The sequence below is a fragment of the Alexandriicola marinus genome (assembly GCF_004000435.1).
Taxonomy (GTDB): domain Bacteria; phylum Pseudomonadota; class Alphaproteobacteria; order Rhodobacterales; family Rhodobacteraceae; genus Alexandriicola; species Alexandriicola marinus.
In genome coordinates this window covers 12,774-29,825 of record NZ_RBVZ01000004.1, presented here as the reverse complement: position 1 = coordinate 29,825, position 17,052 = coordinate 12,774, and the positions used below count along the sequence as shown (strand labels likewise).

Annotated in this window: 16 protein-coding genes; 12 read left to right on the top strand and 4 right to left on the bottom strand. The window is 63.9% G+C overall.

From position 1 onward, the window contains the following. Positions 1–5: 5 nt before the first annotated feature. The 3 genes from EP376_RS14265 to melA (EP376_RS14255) are packed head-to-tail and all read left to right on the top strand — an operon-like array spanning position 6 to position 4,506. Positions 6–1,622, top strand: a complete 1,617-nt coding sequence (locus EP376_RS14265; RefSeq protein WP_127656289.1) for an ABC transporter ATP-binding protein — start codon at positions 6–8, stop codon at positions 1,620–1,622. Continuing rightward, positions 1,619–2,980 carry an alpha-glucosidase/alpha-galactosidase gene (melA, locus tag EP376_RS14260; protein ID WP_127656288.1) on the top strand — a complete coding sequence of 454 codons (1,362 nt, stop codon included), beginning with the start codon at positions 1,619–1,621 and terminating at the stop codon, positions 2,978–2,980. Before EP376_RS14265 ends, melA (EP376_RS14260) begins: the two co-directional genes overlap by 4 nt. Positions 2,981–3,006: 26 nt before the next feature. Then, positions 3,007–4,506, top strand: a complete 1,500-nt coding sequence (gene melA, locus EP376_RS14255; RefSeq protein WP_127656287.1) for an alpha-glucosidase/alpha-galactosidase — start codon at positions 3,007–3,009, stop codon at positions 4,504–4,506. Between the two features lie 73 nt (positions 4,507–4,579). Here melA (EP376_RS14255) and EP376_RS14250 read toward each other — a convergent pair whose 3' ends face one another. Next, complete coding sequence (locus tag EP376_RS14250) at positions 4,580–4,915, bottom strand: hypothetical protein (protein WP_127656286.1); 336 nt, start codon at positions 4,913–4,915, stop codon at positions 4,580–4,582. 431 nt (positions 4,916–5,346) lie between these two features. On the opposite strand from EP376_RS14250, the gene hpaE reads away from it, so the two are divergent. The 5 genes from hpaE to EP376_RS14225 all read left to right on the top strand — a co-directional run bounded on the left by hpaE (position 5,347) and on the right by EP376_RS14225 (position 10,128). Beyond that, positions 5,347–6,858 carry a 5-carboxymethyl-2-hydroxymuconate semialdehyde dehydrogenase gene (hpaE, locus tag EP376_RS14245; RefSeq protein ID WP_127656285.1) on the top strand — a complete coding sequence of 504 codons (1,512 nt, stop codon included), beginning with the start codon at positions 5,347–5,349 and terminating at the stop codon, positions 6,856–6,858. A gap of 12 nt (positions 6,859–6,870) precedes the next feature. Then, a complete protein-coding gene (gene hpaD / locus EP376_RS14240) occupies positions 6,871–7,851 on the top strand; it encodes a 3,4-dihydroxyphenylacetate 2,3-dioxygenase (RefSeq protein WP_127656284.1) in 981 nt (326 codons plus the stop codon). A gap of 16 nt (positions 7,852–7,867) precedes the next feature. Further along, a complete protein-coding gene (locus EP376_RS14235) occupies positions 7,868–8,746 on the top strand; it encodes a fumarylacetoacetate hydrolase family protein (protein ID WP_127656283.1) in 879 nt (292 codons plus the stop codon). Further along, positions 8,740–9,540 carry a 2-oxo-hept-4-ene-1,7-dioate hydratase gene (hpaH, locus tag EP376_RS14230; protein ID WP_127656282.1) on the top strand — a complete coding sequence of 267 codons (801 nt, stop codon included), beginning with the start codon at positions 8,740–8,742 and terminating at the stop codon, positions 9,538–9,540. The genes EP376_RS14235 and hpaH overlap by 7 nt, the downstream gene beginning before the upstream one ends. 165 nt (positions 9,541–9,705) lie before the next feature. Beyond that, complete coding sequence (locus EP376_RS14225) at positions 9,706–10,128, top strand: hypothetical protein (RefSeq protein ID WP_127656281.1); 423 nt, start codon at positions 9,706–9,708, stop codon at positions 10,126–10,128. Here EP376_RS14225 and EP376_RS14220 read toward each other — a convergent pair. Both EP376_RS14220 and uxaC read right to left on the bottom strand, forming a co-directional pair. Next, positions 10,125–11,570 (bottom strand): mannitol dehydrogenase family protein, encoded by a 1,446-nt coding sequence (locus tag EP376_RS14220; protein WP_127656280.1) that lies wholly within the window; start codon positions 11,568–11,570, stop codon positions 10,125–10,127. The two genes, EP376_RS14225 and EP376_RS14220, sit on opposite strands and share 4 nt — an antisense overlap. Before the next feature lie 17 nt (positions 11,571–11,587). Next, positions 11,588–12,994, bottom strand: a complete 1,407-nt coding sequence (gene uxaC, locus EP376_RS14215; RefSeq protein WP_127656279.1) for a glucuronate isomerase — start codon at positions 12,992–12,994, stop codon at positions 11,588–11,590. A 142-nt stretch (positions 12,995–13,136) separates the two neighbouring features. Here uxaC and EP376_RS14210 point away from each other — a divergent pair, with 142 nt between their 5' ends. Beyond that, positions 13,137–14,030, top strand: coding sequence for a sugar kinase (locus tag EP376_RS14210; RefSeq protein WP_127656278.1), 894 nt, complete (start codon positions 13,137–13,139; stop codon positions 14,028–14,030). A gap of 18 nt (positions 14,031–14,048) precedes the next feature. On the opposite strand, the gene EP376_RS14205 is transcribed toward EP376_RS14210, so the two are convergent. Further along, the gene (locus EP376_RS14205; protein ID WP_127656277.1) at positions 14,049–14,525 is read right to left on the bottom strand and encodes a MarR family winged helix-turn-helix transcriptional regulator; all 477 of its coding nucleotides are present in this window, start codon (positions 14,523–14,525) and stop codon (positions 14,049–14,051) included. Between the two features lie 232 nt (positions 14,526–14,757). Between EP376_RS14205 and ectA the strand changes: the two genes are divergently transcribed. The 3 genes from ectA to EP376_RS14190 are packed head-to-tail and all read left to right on the top strand — an operon-like array spanning position 14,758 to position 17,039. Next, complete coding sequence (gene ectA, locus EP376_RS14200) at positions 14,758–15,288, top strand: diaminobutyrate acetyltransferase (RefSeq protein ID WP_127656276.1); 531 nt, start codon at positions 14,758–14,760, stop codon at positions 15,286–15,288. 55 nt (positions 15,289–15,343) lie between these two features. Then, positions 15,344–16,633 (top strand): diaminobutyrate--2-oxoglutarate transaminase, encoded by a 1,290-nt coding sequence (gene ectB / locus EP376_RS14195; protein ID WP_127656275.1) that lies wholly within the window; start codon positions 15,344–15,346, stop codon positions 16,631–16,633. A 4-nt stretch (positions 16,634–16,637) separates the two neighbouring features. Further along, positions 16,638–17,039 (top strand): ectoine synthase, encoded by a 402-nt coding sequence (locus EP376_RS14190; protein ID WP_127656274.1) that lies wholly within the window; start codon positions 16,638–16,640, stop codon positions 17,037–17,039. Positions 17,040–17,052: the final 13 nt, after the last annotated feature.

Sequence of the window (17,052 nt, the reverse complement as noted above, 5' to 3'; positions counted from 1 at the left end):
TGGCAATGAACGAGATGTCCCCGATCATCGATGCCCACAAGGTGGGTGTGACCTTCAAGGTCGACGGCGGCACCGTCGAGGCCGTTCGCGATGTGTCCTTTGTCCTGTATCCCGGTCAGACGACGGCGCTTGTGGGCGAATCCGGGTCGGGCAAGTCGGTGACGGCGCGCGCCGTCATGCGGCTCTTGTCGAAACGCGCGACCGTCGCCGAGGCCACGCGGATCGACTACAAGGGCAAGGATATGGCCCGCCTCTCCGAGGCCGAGATGCGCAAGCTGCGCGGCGATCGGATCGCGATGATCTTTCAGGAGCCGATGTCGTCGCTGAACCCGATCTACCGGATCGGGGTGCAGCTGTCCGAGACACTGATCCTGCACCAGAAACTGTCGAAAAAGCAGGCGTGGCAGCGTTCGATCGAACTTCTGGACGAGGTGCGCATCCCCGAACCCGACGCGCGGGTGAACCAATATCCCCACCAGTTGTCTGGCGGGCAGCGGCAACGGGTCATGATCGCGATGGCGCTGGCCAACCGGCCCGATGTCCTGATCGCGGACGAGCCCACGACCGCGCTCGATGTCACGGTGCAGGCCGAAATCCTGCATCTGATCGACGACCTGAAACGGAAATACGGGATGGGCGTGATCCTGATCACCCACGACCTGACGGTCGTCCGGCAATTCGCCGACCGGGTCTACGTGATGCAGCACGGCGAGGTCCGCGAACACGGCCCGACCGAAGAGATCTTTGCCAACCCCACCAATCCCTACACCAAGCGGCTGATCGCGGCCGAACCCACGGGCGTCGCCAACCCGATCGAGGAAGGCGGCGATCCGGTCCTGTCGGGCGAGGGCGTGCGGGTTGAATTCTCGCTCCGCAAGGGTGGCTTCTTCAAGGGCACGACATCGAAGCTGATCGCCGTCGACGGTCTTGATCTCGATCTGCGCAAGGGGGAAACCCTTGGTCTTGTGGGCGAATCCGGTTCGGGCAAGACGACGTTCGGACAGGCGCTCCTGCGGCTGATCGATATGAACGACGGCCGGGTGAAGTTCTTTGGCGATGCGATCGAGGCCTTTAACCGGCGCCAGATGAAACCGCTGCGAAGCCGGATGCAGATCGTCTTTCAGGACCCCTTTTCCTCGCTCAATCCGCGCATGTCGGTGCGCCAGATCATCGAAGAGGGTCTTGTCGTCAACGGGATCGGGCGCAACCGCGCCGATCGCTATGAACGGGTCAAGCAGGCGCTGCGCGAAGCGGGCCTGCCCGACACGATCACCAATCGGTTTCCGCACGAATTCTCGGGCGGCCAGCGTCAGCGCCTTGCCATCGCGCGGGCCATCGCGCTGGAGCCCGAATTCATACTCCTCGATGAGCCGACCTCGGCTCTGGATCTGTCCGTTCAGGCGCAGATCATCGCGCTCTTGCGCAAACTCCAGCGAGAAAAGGGGCTCTCCTACCTGTTCATCAGCCACGATCTGAAAGTTGTTCGCACTTTGTGCCACCGCGTGATGGTGATGCAGTACGGAAAGATCGTCGAACAGGGCCCCGTGAACCAGGTTCTCGTGAACCCGAAATCCGACTACACCAAGCGGCTTGTCCGCGCAGCATTCGAGATTGCAACATGACAACGATCACCTTCATCGGTGCTGGCAGCACCGTCTTTACCAAGAACATCGCCGGCGACGTCCTGCAGCGGAAATCCGTCCGGGACGCAACGATCCGGCTGATGGATATCAATCCCCAGCGGCTCGAGGAATCCGAGATCGTCGTCGGAAAGATGGCCCAGACCCTTGGCGGCCATGCCAAGGTCGAAACCTATACCGATCAGCGCCGCGCGCTCGATGGCGCCGATTTCGTGGTCTGCTGTTTTCAGGTCGGCGGCTATGATCCCTGCACGATCACCGATTTCGAGGTGCCCAAGAAATTCGGCCTGCGCCAGACCATCGCCGATACCCTTGGCATCGGCGGGATCATGCGCGGCATCCGGACCGTGCCCCACCTGTGGTCGATCTGTCAGGACATGATGGAGGTCTGCCCCGACGCCATCATGATGCAATATGTCAACCCGATGGCGATCAACACATGGGCCATCGGCGCCAAGTTCCCCGAGATCCGTCAGGTGGGCCTGTGCCATTCGGTGCAGGGCACGGCGGCCGAACTGGCCCGCGACCTCGATCTGGCCTCCTCCGACCTTCGTTACACGGCGGCGGGCATCAACCACATGGCGTTCTACCTCAATTTCGAACACCGCCAGCCGGACGGCACCTATCGCGATCTCTATCCCGACCTGCGGCGCGGCTATCTGGCGGGCGAGATCCCCAAGCCCAGCACATGGAACCCGCGCTGCCCCAACAAGGTGCGCTACGAGATGCTGATGAAGCTGGGATATTTCGTGACCGAAAGCTCCGAGCATTTCGCGGAATACGTGCCCTATTTCATCAAGCGCGACCGCCCCGACCTGATCGAGAAGTTCGGCATTCCGCTGGATGAATATCCCAAGCGCTGCATCGAGCAGATCGAACGCTGGGATGTGCAGGCCCAGCAATACCGCGAGGCCAACGAGGTCATCGTGGAGCCCAGCCACGAATATGCCTCCGACATCGTGAATTCCGTCGTCACGGGGGAGCCTTCGGTGATCTACGGAAATGTGCGCAACACCGGTCTGATCCCGCAGCTGCCCGATGGCTGCGCCGTCGAGGTGCCGACGCTTGTCGATGACAACGGCCTGCACCCCACGGTCGTGCGGAATATCCCGCCGCAGCTGATCGCGCTGATGCGCACCAACATCAACGTGCAGGATCTGACGGTTCAGGCGCTCCTGACCGAGAACCCGGAACATATCTACCACGCCGCGATGATGGACCCGCATACGGCGGCCGAGCTGGACCTCGACCAGATCTGGGATCTGACCCATGACCTTCTGGCCGCGCATGGCGACTGGTTGCCCGAATGGGCCCGCCCCGAAACCCGAAAAAGCGCGTAGAGGCGCTTCAAACGAAAGTCACGACCATGAGCTTCAAGATTTGCATCATTGGTGCCGGCAGTGTCGGGTTCACCAAGAAACTCTGCTCCGACATCCTCAAGGTGCCGGAATTCACCGGCATCGAGATCGCGCTGACCGATATCAATGCCCACAACCTCGACATGATCCGCCAGATCATCGAACGCATGGTCGAGGTGAACGGCCTTCCCGCCAAGGTCACCGCCACGACCGATCGGCGCGAGGCGCTTAAGGGCGCGCGCTACGTCATGAATTGCGTCCGGATCGGTGGGCTCGAGGCGTTCGAGACCGATATCTCGATCCCGCTGAAATACGGCGTCGATCAGTGCGTCGGTGACACGATCTGTGCGGGCGGCATCATGTATGGCCAGCGCGGGATCGCGGCCATGCTGGAGTTCTGTCGCGATATCAACGAACTGGCCGAAGAGAACGCCCTGCTTCTGAACTATGCCAACCCCATGGTCATGATGACATGGGCCGCGATCGATCATGGCAATGTCCGCACGGTCGGACTTTGCCACGGGGTCCAGAACGGGCATCGCCAGATCGCGACGGCGCTGGGGGCCAAGGGGCCGGAAGAGGTCGATATCATCTGTTCCGGCATCAACCACCAGACATGGTATCTCGATATCCGCTACAAGGGCCGAAGGATCGACCGCGACGAACTGGTCGCCGCGCTGGAGGCTCATCCCGTCTTCTCCGTGCAGGAAAAGGTGCGGATCGACGTGCTCAAGAGGTTCGGCGTCTATTCGACGGAATCGAACGGACACCTTTCGGAATACCTGCCGTGGTATCGCAAGCGTCCTGACGAGATCACCAACTGGATCAGCCTTGATGAGTGGATCCACGGCGAGACCGGCGGCTATCTGCGCTATTGCACCGAGAACCGGAACTGGTTCGAAGAGGATTTCCCGAAATTCCTCGAAGAGGCGAATGCGCCGCTGGACGGCCCGCGCACCGATGAACATGCCAGCTGGATTCTCGAGGCGCTTGAGACGGGACGTGTCTATCGCGGGCATTTCAACGTCAAGAACAATGGCGTGATCCGGAACCTGCCCGACGATTGCATCATCGAATCCCCCGGCTTCGTCGATCGCTTCGGCATCAACATGGTCGAGGGGATCGAACTGCCTCTTGCCGCCGCCGCGACCTGTCAGGCCTCGGTCGATGTTCAGCGGATGGCCGTGCGCGCCGCGATGACGGGCGATGTCGATCTGCTGAAGCAGGCGGTGCTGCATGACCCGCTCGTGGGCGCGGTCTGCACCCCCGACGAGGTATGGCAGATGGTCGACGAGATGCTGGTCGCGCAGGCCGAGTGGCTGCCGCAATATGCCGATGCGATCCCGGCCGCGAAGGAGCGTCTGAAAGACCCCAAGGTCAAGACCCGCGACTGGGCCGGGGCCGCGCGTCTGGGCGTGCGCTCGGTCGATGAACTGCGCGCGGCGCGGGCCGAAAAGGATAAGTCCGCCGATGAAGGCCATGGCCTTGGTACCAAGGTCATGGGCTGAGTGGTCTGAGTGGCAGAACAAAAAGGCCCGCCGGACTGGCGGGCCTTGTCTTGGGAGGGGGTGGTGGCGGTGATCAGCGCTCGATATCGATCACCTGGCTGTCGACGATCTGGCCGTTGACCTTCAAAACCGCGAGAACATCCCAGCGCGGCGCCACCTGTACGCTGACACGGACGTCCTGATTGGCGCCACTGTTGACCATGGTCGAGCCCAGAAGTTCGCGCTGCTGACCGGCGCGGTAGTTGTAGATTTCAACCACCCCGTCGCCGGCGGCCCGGACAGTGCCCAGATCGAGCGTGTTGGCGGAATCAAGATCGGTCAGGACGCTGAAGTAGTTGACGTTCGCAGAGGCGATCGTGGCGGTGAAGGCGGCGATGACGGCGGCGGCGGTAAAAAGCTTGATGGACATGTTATGGTTCCTTTGGGTTTGGTTGTCTGCGGGTCTGTCCCGCTGTTGGTGAGCCAGACTTGTGGCAGGCAGCGTGGTTCGGAAAGCCCTTGAAACATCACGAAAAATCGAACTGTCAGTGATCTTGGGCAGGGCTTGACACGGCGCGGATCCGCTTCTCACCAGTAAAACCGACATGCAGTCGATGGTCGGCGGGCTCCGGAGTGCTCGCGTTCGGGGGATGGCGGTGCGGTATCACAAGATTTTTTCTTCCCGTGAGGCACGCGGCCGTGATCCCGAACCGCCGTATCGTCGTGTTGTCGCACCCGATATGCGGCGGCAGCCCCCGGAACCGGGTGATCCGGGAATTGACAGACCGGCATTAATTTAACATGTTAAATTTTATCCGGACCGGAAATGTGGCTTTCCGGACCATTCCAGGGGAGGCGTCGATGGGTCAGACCGAAGAGAATATCGCTCGTGCCGAGGGCTATCTCGCCAGGTTCCGCCAGACTGGCGTGATGAACCATGTGGGCGGGCAGTCCGTCGCCGCCGCTTCGGGCGAGACGTTCGAGATCATCTCCCCCGTCGATCTGGCCCCGCTGGCGCGCGTCGCGCTGGGCGGGCGCGAGGATATCGACGCCGCCGCCCGCGCCGCGAAGGCGGCGTTTCCCGGCTGGGCGGCCACGCCGGGCGCGGAGCGTCGGGCGATCCTGATCCGCGTGGCCGAGGCGATCGAGGCCCGGGCCGAGGAAATCGCCTTCACCGAATGCATGGATACCGGTCAGGCCCTGCGCTTCATGTCGAAGGCCGCGATCCGGGGGGCGGCCAATTTCCGCTATTATGCCGATCAGGCGCCCTATGCCGAAGACGGGCAGGTGACGCGGACGCCCACGCAGATGAACACCACGTCGCGCCGGCCCATTGGCCCTGTCGGCGTCATCACACCGTGGAACACGCCCTTCATGCTGTCGACATGGAAGATCGCGCCGGCGCTTGCTGCTGGCTGCACCGTCGTTCTTAAGCCCGCCGAGTTCAGCCCCATTACCGCCAAGCTTTTGGTCGAGATCGCCGAAGATGCGGGGCTTCCACCCGGTGTCCTGAACGTGGTCAACGGCTTTGGCGAGGAGGCGGGCCGCGCGCTGACGGAGCATCCCGCCATCAAGGCCATCGCCTTCGTAGGCGAAAGCCGGACCGGCTCGATGATCATGGCGCAGGGGGCGGCCACGCTGAAACGGGTGCATTTCGAACTGGGGGGCAAGAACCCGGTCATCGTCTTTGACGATGCCGATCTGGATCGCGCGGTCGATGCGGCGGTCTTCATGATCTATTCGCTCAATGGTGAACGCTGCACATCGTCCTCGCGGCTTCTGGTGCAGGAGAGCATCCATGACGAGGTCACCGCCCGTGTGGCCGAGGCGGCCCGCCGGATCAAGGTGGGCCATCCGCTTGATCCCGACACGGTCGTGGGGCCGCTGATTCACCCCGAACACGAGGCCAAGGTCCTGTCCTATTTCGCGCGCGCCCGCGAGGAAGGCGCCACCATCGCCGCCGGAGGAGAAAAGGTGGGCGAGACCGGGTGCTATGTCGCGCCCACCTTGTTCACCGGGGCCACGAACGACATGACCATCGCGCAGGAAGAGATCTTCGGCCCCGTCCTGACCGCCATTCCGTTCAGGGACGAAGAGGATGCGCTGCGCATCGCCAATGACGTGCCCTATGGCCTGGCGGCCTATCTCTGGACGAATGATCTGAACCGCGCGATGCGGATGACAGACGCGCTGGAGGCGGGCATGATGTGGGTGAATTCAGAGAATATTCGCCACCTGCCCACGCCCTTCGGCGGCGTGAAGGCATCGGGCATCGGCCGCGACGGCGGGCACTGGTCGTTTGATTTCTACATGGAGACGGTGAACGTGAGTTTCCCCCGACAGTCTCACAGGATCCCGAAACTCGGCGCCTGAGGAGAGCCCGACATGCCCATTCCCGAACCGACACTCTATCCGCCCTTTAACATCGTCCGGCTGAGCCATGTGGCGCTGGGCGTGACCGATCTTGCCGCCAGCCGGGCCTTCTACGTCGACACGCTGGGCCTTCAGGTCACCGACGAGGATGACGCGGCGATCTACCTGCGCGCCATGGAGGAAAGGGGCCATCACTGCCTGATCCTGCGCAAGGATGCGCAGGCCCATGCGGGCGCGCTGTCCTTCAAGGTCTATGACGATGCGCAGCTTGACCTCGCCCACGACTGGTTCGCCGGGCAGGGCCATGACGTGGGCTGGGTCGACCGGCCATATCAGGGCCGGACGCTGGCCACGACCGACTGCTTTGGCATGCCGATCGAGCTCTATTTCCGGATGGAGCGGCTGGCCCCGATCCACCAGAGATACGCGCTCTATCACGGGGTCAAACCGCTCCGCATCGACCATTTCAACTGTTTCGCCAGCGACGTGGACAAGGCCGTGGCCTTTTACGGCCAGATGGGGTTTCGGGTCACCGAATATACCGAGGACGAGGACAGCGGAAAGCTCTGGGCCGCATGGATGCACCGCAAGGGCGGTGTGCATGACATGGCGTTCACCAACGGTCTCGGGCCGCGGCTTCATCACACCGCGTTCTGGGTGCCGACGCCTCTCAATATCATCGACCTGTGCGACCTGATGTCGACGACGGGCTACCTCGCCAACATGGAACGGGGGCCGGGCCGGCACGGCATTTCCAACGCCTTCTTCCTTTACGTCCGCGATCCCGACGGGCACCGGATCGAGATCTATTGCTCGGACTACCAGACCGTCGATCCCGATCTCGAACCGATCCGCTGGGACCTGAAGGATCCGCAGCGCCAGACGCTTTGGGGCGCACCCGCGCCGCGGTCGTGGTTCGAGGAAGGCTCGCTTTTCGATGGGGTGACGCCGGTGCCTTCGGGGCTTGGCGCCTCACCTATCATCGCACCCTGAGACAGGAGGCCCACCCATGACCGCCATTCCCGCCCGTATCGCGGCATTCCAAGCGGCAGGTGAAGACAGGCTTGGCCTTGTCACCGATGAAGGCGTGATCGACCTCGACCCGGTCACGGGCGGAAGGTTCGCAGACCTCAAGGCGATCATCGAGGCCGGCGCGCTCGAGGCCGTGATCGCCGAAGCGCAGGGCTGGCGGCCGGACTTCGCGCTGGACGAGGTGCGCTGGCGCATCCCATTGTCGAACCCCGAAAAGATCATCTGCGTCGGTGTGAATTTCCCCGACCGCAATGCCGAATACAAGGATGGGCAGGAGGCGCCGGGCAAGCCGTCGCTGTTCATTCGCTTCCCGAGGTCGTTCGTCGGTCACGGCGAAAACCTTGTGCGCCCGCCCGAAAGCCCGCAGCTGGACTACGAGGGCGAGATCGCCATCGTCATCGGCGCGGGCGGGCGGCGCATCCCGCGCGAGGCCGCCTATGATCACATCGCAGCCCTGACGCTGTGCAACGAGGGCACGATCCGCGACTGGGTGCGGCATGCGAAATTCAACGTGACGCAAGGCAAGAACTGGGACCGTTCCGGCGCGATGGGGCCATGGCTCGTGCCGTTCCGTGATCCGGCGCAGCTGGATGATGTGCGGCTTGAGACGCGCGTGAACGGCGAGGTCCGGCAGGAGGATCGGACGGGCCGGATGCTCTATGATTTCCGCTACATCGTGAATTACGTCTCGACCTTCACGACGCTGGTGCCCGGCGACATCATCGTCTGCGGCACGCCCACAGGTGCCGGCGCGCGTTTCGATCCGCCGATCTGGCTGACGCCCGGCGACGTGGTCGAGGTCGAGGCCGAAGGCATCGGCATCCTGCGCAATGGTGTGGAAGACGAGCCATGCTGAGCGACGCGGAGGTGGCGCAGGCCGCCGACGATTTGCTGCAGGCGGAAAAGGCGCGCCGCCAGATCGGGCTCTTGTCGCTGCGTCATCCGGGGATGACGCTCGATGATGCCTATCGCATCCAGTCGGCGCAGATGGTCCGCAAGCTCGAGGCGGGCCGCAGGATCATTGGCTGGAAGATCGGGCTGACCTCGAAGGTCATGCAGGATGCGTTGGGCATCGACACGCCCGACAGCGGCGTTCTCTACGACGATATGGCCTTTGCGAGCGGGGCCACCGTGCCCGACGGCCGCTTCATCCAGCCCCGGGTCGAGGCCGAGATCGCCTTTGTCATGAAAGCCCCGCTCGAGGGCGAGGTCAGCCGCGCCGAGGTGATCGCCGCCACGGACTACGTCGTCCCCTCGCTCGAAATCCTCGACACGCGGATCCTGCGGGCCGATCCAGAAACGGGAAAGGCGCGGATCATCGTCGATACCGTGTCGGACAATGCCGCCAATGCCGGCATCGTTCTGGGCCCCGAGCGTCACGCGCCCGAGGCGTTCGATCTGCGCTGGACGGGCGCGATCCTGCACAGGAATGGCGAGGTGGTGGCCACCGGTCTGGGGGCCGCCGTCCTGAACGATCCGGTGACGGGGCTGGTCTGGCTGGCTCGGCGCATGGGTCAATATGGCCAACGGATCGAGGCGGGGCAGGTCGTCCTGTCGGGGTCGTTCATCGCGCCCATCGAATGCCCGCCGGGGACCGGGATCGAGGCTTATTTCGGCCCGTTCGGCGGGGTCTCGGTCGCCTTCGCCTGACCCTGTTCCGGCGGCGATCCGCCAGCTGAATGGACGGGGCTTGAAATACCTGACAATTTAAGTCATGATTTTTGGCAAGTGATCCGCGCAGTTCATCGTCGCATTGGATATCGCAATGACCCGTTCCGAAGTTGCCCTGTCTGCCCCATCTGTCAGAGTCTTGGCATGAGCCGTCACGAAGACATCCGTGACGGTTTGGCCCTGATGTCGCCGGGGGAGGTCGATCCGCTGGATGCCTCGGTGATCCAGTGTCTGCGCGCCGCGCATGTGGCCGCGCGTGACAAGGCCCCGGCGCCGCCCTGTGGCCTTGGACAGGGCTTTGCCGCGCTTCATGCGCTTCTTGACGAACATGCCATCCGTCCGCTGGAGTTTCTGTCGCCGCGCGCGACCGGGACAAGCCCGGACGAGGCCTGTCTGGCCCGGTTCGTCCGTGCCGCGGCCGAGGGCGACCGGGAGGCCGCACTTCTGAATGCCTTCGAGCTGTTGCGCCCCGACATTGCCTTTCTCAGTGTTCCACTGGCCTGCGACCTTGGTCTGGGGCTGCGGCGCTCGGCGCTGCGCAGGGGGCGCGCGCCCCGGCTGCACTAGCCTGTCCGGTCGAGATAGGCCGCGACAGCCCCCGCCGCACCAAGGTTCATCAATGTCTCATAGGCCGAGGTCACGGCGCCCCGAAAGCGGGGATCGGCGGGCAGGTCCGTGCCGAACACCTCGTCAAAAGCCAGAAGCGCCGCGACCTTGTCCGCTGGCGTCGCCGCGCGGTCCGATGCGGCGCGAAGCCGGTCTGCGATCGGGTCGCGCACATCGATGGGCTGGCCCGCCTCATCCACGCCGCCGACATAGCGCATCCAGGCGGCCACGACGAGGCACAGGCCCGGGGCCTCGCGCCCCGAGGTGAGCGTGTCGCGGAGCGTGCCGAGGATGCGCTGGGGCAGTTTGCGGCTCCCGTCCATGGCGATCTGCCATGTCCGGTGGCGCAGCGACCTATCGCGATAGCGGGCCATGAGCGCGCGGCAATAAGTGGGCAGATCCTCGCCCTCGGGCTGCGGCACGGTCGGCAGGATTTCCTCGGCCCAGAGCGTGTCGCACAAGGCCGCGAAATCGGCATCGGCGACCGCATCCGCGATGGTCTCGTGCCCGGCGAGGTAGCCCAGATAGGCCAGCGTCGAATGGGTGCCGTTCAGGCAGCGCAGCTTCATCGTCTCATGCGCCTCGACATCGCGGACGAATTGCGCGCCGGCCTTGTCCCAGTCCGGGCGGCCGGCCACGAAATCATCCTCAATCACCCATTGGCGGAACGCCTCGTGAAACACGCAGGCCGCGTCGTGATAGCCCTCGGTCTCTTCGAGCCTGTCGATATCGCCTTGGGTGGTCGCGGGTGTGATGCGGTCGACCATCGTGGACGGGAAGGTGACGTGCCCGTCGATCCATCGGGCCAGCTCCGGATCGCGCGCGCGCGCGAAATCGAGGATGACACCACGGGCCAACCGCCCGTTCGAGGGCAGGTTATCGCAGGACAGGACGGTGAAGGGGCCCGTTTCGGCCGCGCGGCGACGGGCCAGCGCCTCGACGATCAGCCCGGGGGCCGAGGCGGGCAGGGCGCTGCCCTCCAGATCGCGGGCGATATCGAGATTGGCCAGATCGAGCCTGCCGGTCGCGGGGTTATGGCAATAGCCCTTTTCCGTCATGGTCATCGACACGATGGCGATTTCGGGATCGGCCATGGCGTTCAGCACTGCTTCGGGGTCTTCGGGCGCAACCAGCACCTCGGTGATCGCGCCGATCACCTGTGACTGCCAGCCCTCCTCGCGCAAGGTGACAGAGGTATAGACGCCGCCCTGCGGGGCAAGCTGATCGCGCGCCGCCGTGCTGCGCAGGCTGATCGCGACAATGCCCCAGTCGTCACCCGTGGCCGCCATCGCCTCGTGGGTATAGACGGCGTTGAAGGCGCGAAAGAAGGCGCCGGGCCCGATATGAGCGATCCGGGGGGCGGGCGCGGGGCCCGTGCGGCTGAGGCGCGGTGCGGTCGGCATGTGATCTCTCTTGCGGTTCAGAGCCGGTAGGCGGCCTTGGCCAGACCATAGCTCAGGTCATGGGCCAGTTCGACGGCCTCATCCCGGCCAAGCCGCCCGGTCCCCACCAAATTCGCGAGATAGGCGCAATCGGCGCGGCGGGCCACGTCGTGGCGCGCGGGGATCGAACAGAAGGCGCGGGTGTCGTCGTTGAAGCCCACGGTATTGTAGAAACCGCAGGTTTCGGTCGTGGTCTCGCGGAACCTCCGGATGCCCTCGTAGCTGTCGAAGAACCACCACGGCGGACCCAGCTTCAGCGCAGGATAGGCGCCGGCAAGCGGGGCCAGTTCACGGCCATAGACCGTTTCGTCCAGCGTGAAGACGATGATCGTCAGGTCCGGGTTCAGACCCACCGCATCGAGCAGCGGTTTCAGCGCGCCCACGTAATCGGTGCGGATGGGGATGTCGAAGCCCTTGTCCCGGCCGAAATCGCGCAGAACGGAGGCCGAGTGATTGCGATGTGATCCGGGGTGGATCTGCAGGACAAGCCCGTCATCAAGGCTCATCTTCGCCATCTCGGTCAGCATCTGGCCCCGGAAGGCGTCGGCCTCATCGGGGGTAAAGGCCCCGCTCAGGACGCGCCGGAACAGGGCCTCGGCTTCGGATGTGGCAAGGTTCGCGGTGCGGGCGGTCGCATGTCCGTGATCCGACGCGGTGGCGCCGAAGGTCTTGAAGACGGCCCGGCGCTTGCGGTGGGCGGCAAGATAGCCGTCCCAGCTTTCTGTGTCTTCGCCGGTCATCTCTCCCAGCGTCCGCAGATTGTCGCGAAAGCCGGGCGTTTCGGGATCGACGACCGTGTCGGGCCGGTAGGTCGTGACAACCCGGCCCGGCCAGCCGCTGTCGCGGATCATCCTGTGCCAGCGCAGATCGTCGAGCGCGCCTTCGGTCGTGGCGAGCGCCTCGATCCCGAAGCGGTCGAAAAGCGCGCGGGGGCGGAACCCCGGCTGGGCAAGACAGGCGTCGATGTGATCGTAACAGAGATCCGCCGTGGCCGCATTGAGCGGTGTATCGAGGCCGAAGACATGTTCGAAGGAATGGTTCAGCCAGAGCGCCGACGGTGTGCCACGAAACAGGTAAAAGTTCTCGGCAAAGCGGCGCCAGATGCGCCGGGGATCATCCTCGACCGGGCCGCCATCCTGCCGCGCGATCCCCAGATCGGCCATCGGCACGCCCTGGCTGACCAGCATCCGGAACACATAGTGATCGGGCACGACGAAGAGCCGGGCAGGGTCGGGAAAGCGGTCGTTTTCCGCGAACCAGCGCGGATCGCAATGCCCGTGCGGGCTGATGATGGGCAAGCCTGCGACGCTGTCGTAAAGTTCGCGGGCGAGCGTGCGCAGACTGGCCTCGACAGGGAACAGGCGGTCGGGATCGGTGAGGCTCATCAGGCGCGCTCCGTTCGGATCGGACAGAGGTTTGATACGCGGCGGCCTGTCTTGTGTCAAAAGTTAAGCTATTCTAGATTATCGGGAATTTTCATGCGCGACGGGTCGCGCGCCATGCGTGCAGCTATGCGAAGGACGGCGAATGACAAGGCGGTTTCTGTCGATCGGGGAATGCATGGTCGAGATGGCACCCCGCGAGGACGGCGCCTTTGGCATGGGCTTTGCGGGCGACGCCTTCAACACGGCCTGGTACATGCGCCGATGCGCCGGCGATGAGATCGAGGTGGGGTTCCTGTCGGCGATCGGCGATGACGACGTGTCGCGCCGGATGGAGGATTTCATGCAGGCTGCCGGGGTGCGGCCCTATCTGGCCGTCCTGCCGGGGCGGTCGGTGGGGCTGTACCTGATATCGCTCAGGGACGGGGAGCGGAGCTTTTCCTACTGGCGCAGCGCATCGGCGGCGCGCGATCTGGCCGATCATCTGGACGAGGTGACACGGCTTGGCCCCGGCGATGTCGCGTTCTTTTCGGGCATCACCCTTGCGATCCTGTCCGGGGCGGGGCGCGACCGGTTGCTGGACGCGATGTGTCAGGCGCGCGCGGCCGGTGTGCGGATCGCCTTCGATCCCAATCTCAGGCCCCGTCTCTGGCCGGATGGTGCCACCATGTGCGCTGCCGTCATGGAGGGGGCTACCGTGGCAGATATCGTTCTGCCGTCGTTCGAGGATGAGGCGAGCTGGTTCGACGATGCCGACACCGCCGCGACCGCCCGGCGCTATCTCGACGCAGGAGCCGGGCTTGTCGTGGTCAAGGACGGGGCGAACCCGGTCCTGCTGGCCGAGCCGGGCAACGTTCGCGAGGTGCCTGTGCGGCCCGCCCCCCGGATCGTCGACACGACAGCGGCGGGTGACAGCTTCAACGCAGGCGTTCTGAGCGGCCTCATGAACGGGGAGGCGCCCGACGTGGCGGCCCGTGCCGGGGCAGCCCTTGCCGCTCGTGTCATCGGGGCGCGCGGCGCGCTGGTCGATCCGGACTGACAGGCCCCGGGCGGGCCCTCAGCCCGCGCCGCGAAAATCGCCGGAATCCAGCACCGGCGAGGCGTCGAGTTCTTCGGCGTCGAGCATCGCGGCCACCCGTTCGAGCGAGGCCACGATCATCGCCTGTTCCCAATCTTCGAGCGCCTCGAACTTGCGGACATAGCGCTGCTGAAGCGGGTCGGGCGCATCGGTGATCGTGCGGCGGCCCTGTTCGGTGATCAGGATGTTGGTCTGGCGCCGGTCAGTCTGGGATTTCTCGCGCACCACCATCCCCGAGCGCACCAGCTTGTCCACCAGCGACGTCACCGTGGCCTGCGAGACGCGCATTCGCTGGGAGATCGCGGTCGCAGTGCACTGGCCGGTTTCGCCCACGACCTGCAGCACGCGGAACTGGACCGCGGTCATGCCCGCCGTCTGGGCAAGCTCCCGTCCGAAAAGCTCGGTCGCCCGCAGGATCCGGCGAAGGGCGATGAGGCTGACATCGGTTCTGTCCATGGGCTCTCCGTGTTGCGCGATTAGCAAAAATACGATGGAAACAGGGGGTTGGCAATTATGAAGATACTGTTAACAACTGAGTTTATCTAAGTTTCTATTGTGAAGTTTTCCTTCGGTTTTCAGCGTTTATATGGCTATATAAGCGGATCGGGGAAGAAAATTACTTTGTAGGTTGAAAAATTGGATCGCGCTTGATACTTAGCCTCACGAAGTAATAAGGAGGCATAGTCCAATGAAGCATGTCCGCGATCTCTTCAAGACACCCACGCCCGTTCTGCGCGTTCCCGAACGCAAGGACGGCGCCGATATCTGGGAGCTGGTCCGCGCATGCAAGCCGCTGGACGAGAACTCCATGTACTGCAACCTTCTGCAATGCGACCACTTCCGCGACACCTGTGTCGTGGCCGAGCTGGATGGCAAGGTCGTGGGCTGGGTCTCTGCCTATGTGCTGCCCTATGACCCGCAGACGCTCTTTGTCTGGCAGGTTGCCGTCTCGTCCGATGCCCGCGGATGCGGGCTTGGCTCGCTGATGCTGAACCACCTGATCGGGCGCGATGCCTGTGAAGACGTGACCCGGCTCCAGACGACGATCACCTCGGACAACCAGGCGTCCTGGTCGCTGTTCCGTCGCTTTGCCAGCCAGCGCGACGCCAATGTGGATGTGCAGGCCTATTTCACACAGGCGCTTCATTTCCGTGAACGCCACGAGACCGAACACATGATGACGATCCAACTGGAGGAGCAGCTTCGCAAAGCTGCCTGATATGGCGGGGACCCCGCCGTAGCCCTTCCAACTCCCGAAAATCAGAGGATTTCCCATGTCGACTGACAAGTCAGCCGAAACCACCATCTTTGCCCGCCGCGAATCCGAGGCCCGCAGCTATTGCCGCGGCTTCGACACCGTATTCACCCATGCCTCCGGCTCCGAGATGACCGACGAGGCGGGGCGGAGATATATCGATTTTCTTGCGGGGTGCTCGTCCCTGAACTACGGGCACAATGATCCCGACATGAAGCAGGCGTTGATCGATCATCTCAGCCGCGATGGCCTTGCCCACGCGCTTGACCTGCACACCGATACCAAGGCCGCCTTTCTCGAAGCGTTCGAGACGCATATCCTCGCGCGGCGGGGCATGGATCACAAGGTGATGTTCACCGGGCCCACCGGCGCCAATGCCGTCGAGGCGGCGATGAAGATCGCGCGCAAGGTCACCGGACGCACCAACGTGATCGCCTTTACCAACGGATTCCACGGGGTGACATCCGGCGCGCTTGCCGCGACCGGCAACAGCTATCACCGTGGCGGCGCAGGCATGCCGCTGCAAGGCGTGACGCGCGTGCCGTTCGACGGCTACATGGGTGGTGACATGGACACCGCCGAATACCTTGAAACGGTGCTGTCCGATCCGTCGAGCGGGGTCGACGCCCCCGCCGCAATCATGCTCGAGACGGTGCAGGGCGAGGGCGGCCTGACGGCCGCAAGCGCCCCGTGGGTCAAGCGCGTGGCCGAGATCGCCAAGGCGCATGGCGCGCTTCTGATCATCGACGACATCCAGGCGGGCTGCGGCCGGACGGGCACGTTCTTCTCGTTCGAGGATATGGGCGTCATGCCCGATATCGTGACGATGGCCAAATCGGTCTCGGGCTTTGGTCTGCCGATGGCGCTGATGCTGGTCCGGCCCGAACATGACATCTTCGGCCCGGCCGAGCACAACGGCACGTTCCGCGGCAATACCCATGCCTTCGTGACGGCCCGGGTCGCGATCGAGAAGTTCTGGTCCGACGATGCCTTTGCCAAGGAGATCGCCCACAAGGCCGAGATCCTGATGCATGCACTATCGAATGTGGCCGAGATGGTGCCCGGTGCCCGGCTCAAGGGCCGCGGCATGATGCAGGGCGTCGACGTCGGGTCCGGCGATCTGGCGGGCGACATCTGCACCCGCGCCTTCGCCCATGGCCTCGTGATCGAGACGTCGGGGCCGAATGACGAGGTGGTCAAGGTTCTGGCCCCGCTGACAACGCCCGAGGCGCAGTTCCGCAAGGGGCTCGATATCCTGCTAAGCGCGGCGCGCGAGGCGACAGGCAACAACCGGATGGCGGCGGAGTAACATCATGATTGTCAGAGATTTCAACGAGATCGTCGAAAAAGAACGGGACCGCGTCGTGTCGGATGCGCAATGGTCGTCGGTCAGGATGCTTCTGGCCAGCGACGGGATGGGGTTCTCGTTCCACATCACCTTTCTCGAGGCCGGCTCCGAACACACGTTCGAATACAAGAACCACCTTGAGAGCGTCTATTGCATGCAGGGCAAGGGTTCGATCACCGACCTCGCCACCGGCGAGACGCACCAGATCAAGCCCGGTGTCATGTATGCGCTGAACGAGCATGACAGGCATATCCTGCGCGCCGAGGAAGAGCTGATCATGGCCTGCGTCTTCAACCCGCCGGTCACCGGAACAGAGGTTCACCGCGAAGATGGCTCCTACGCGCTTGTCGACGAGGCTTCGGCCTGAAGAGGAGGATGAT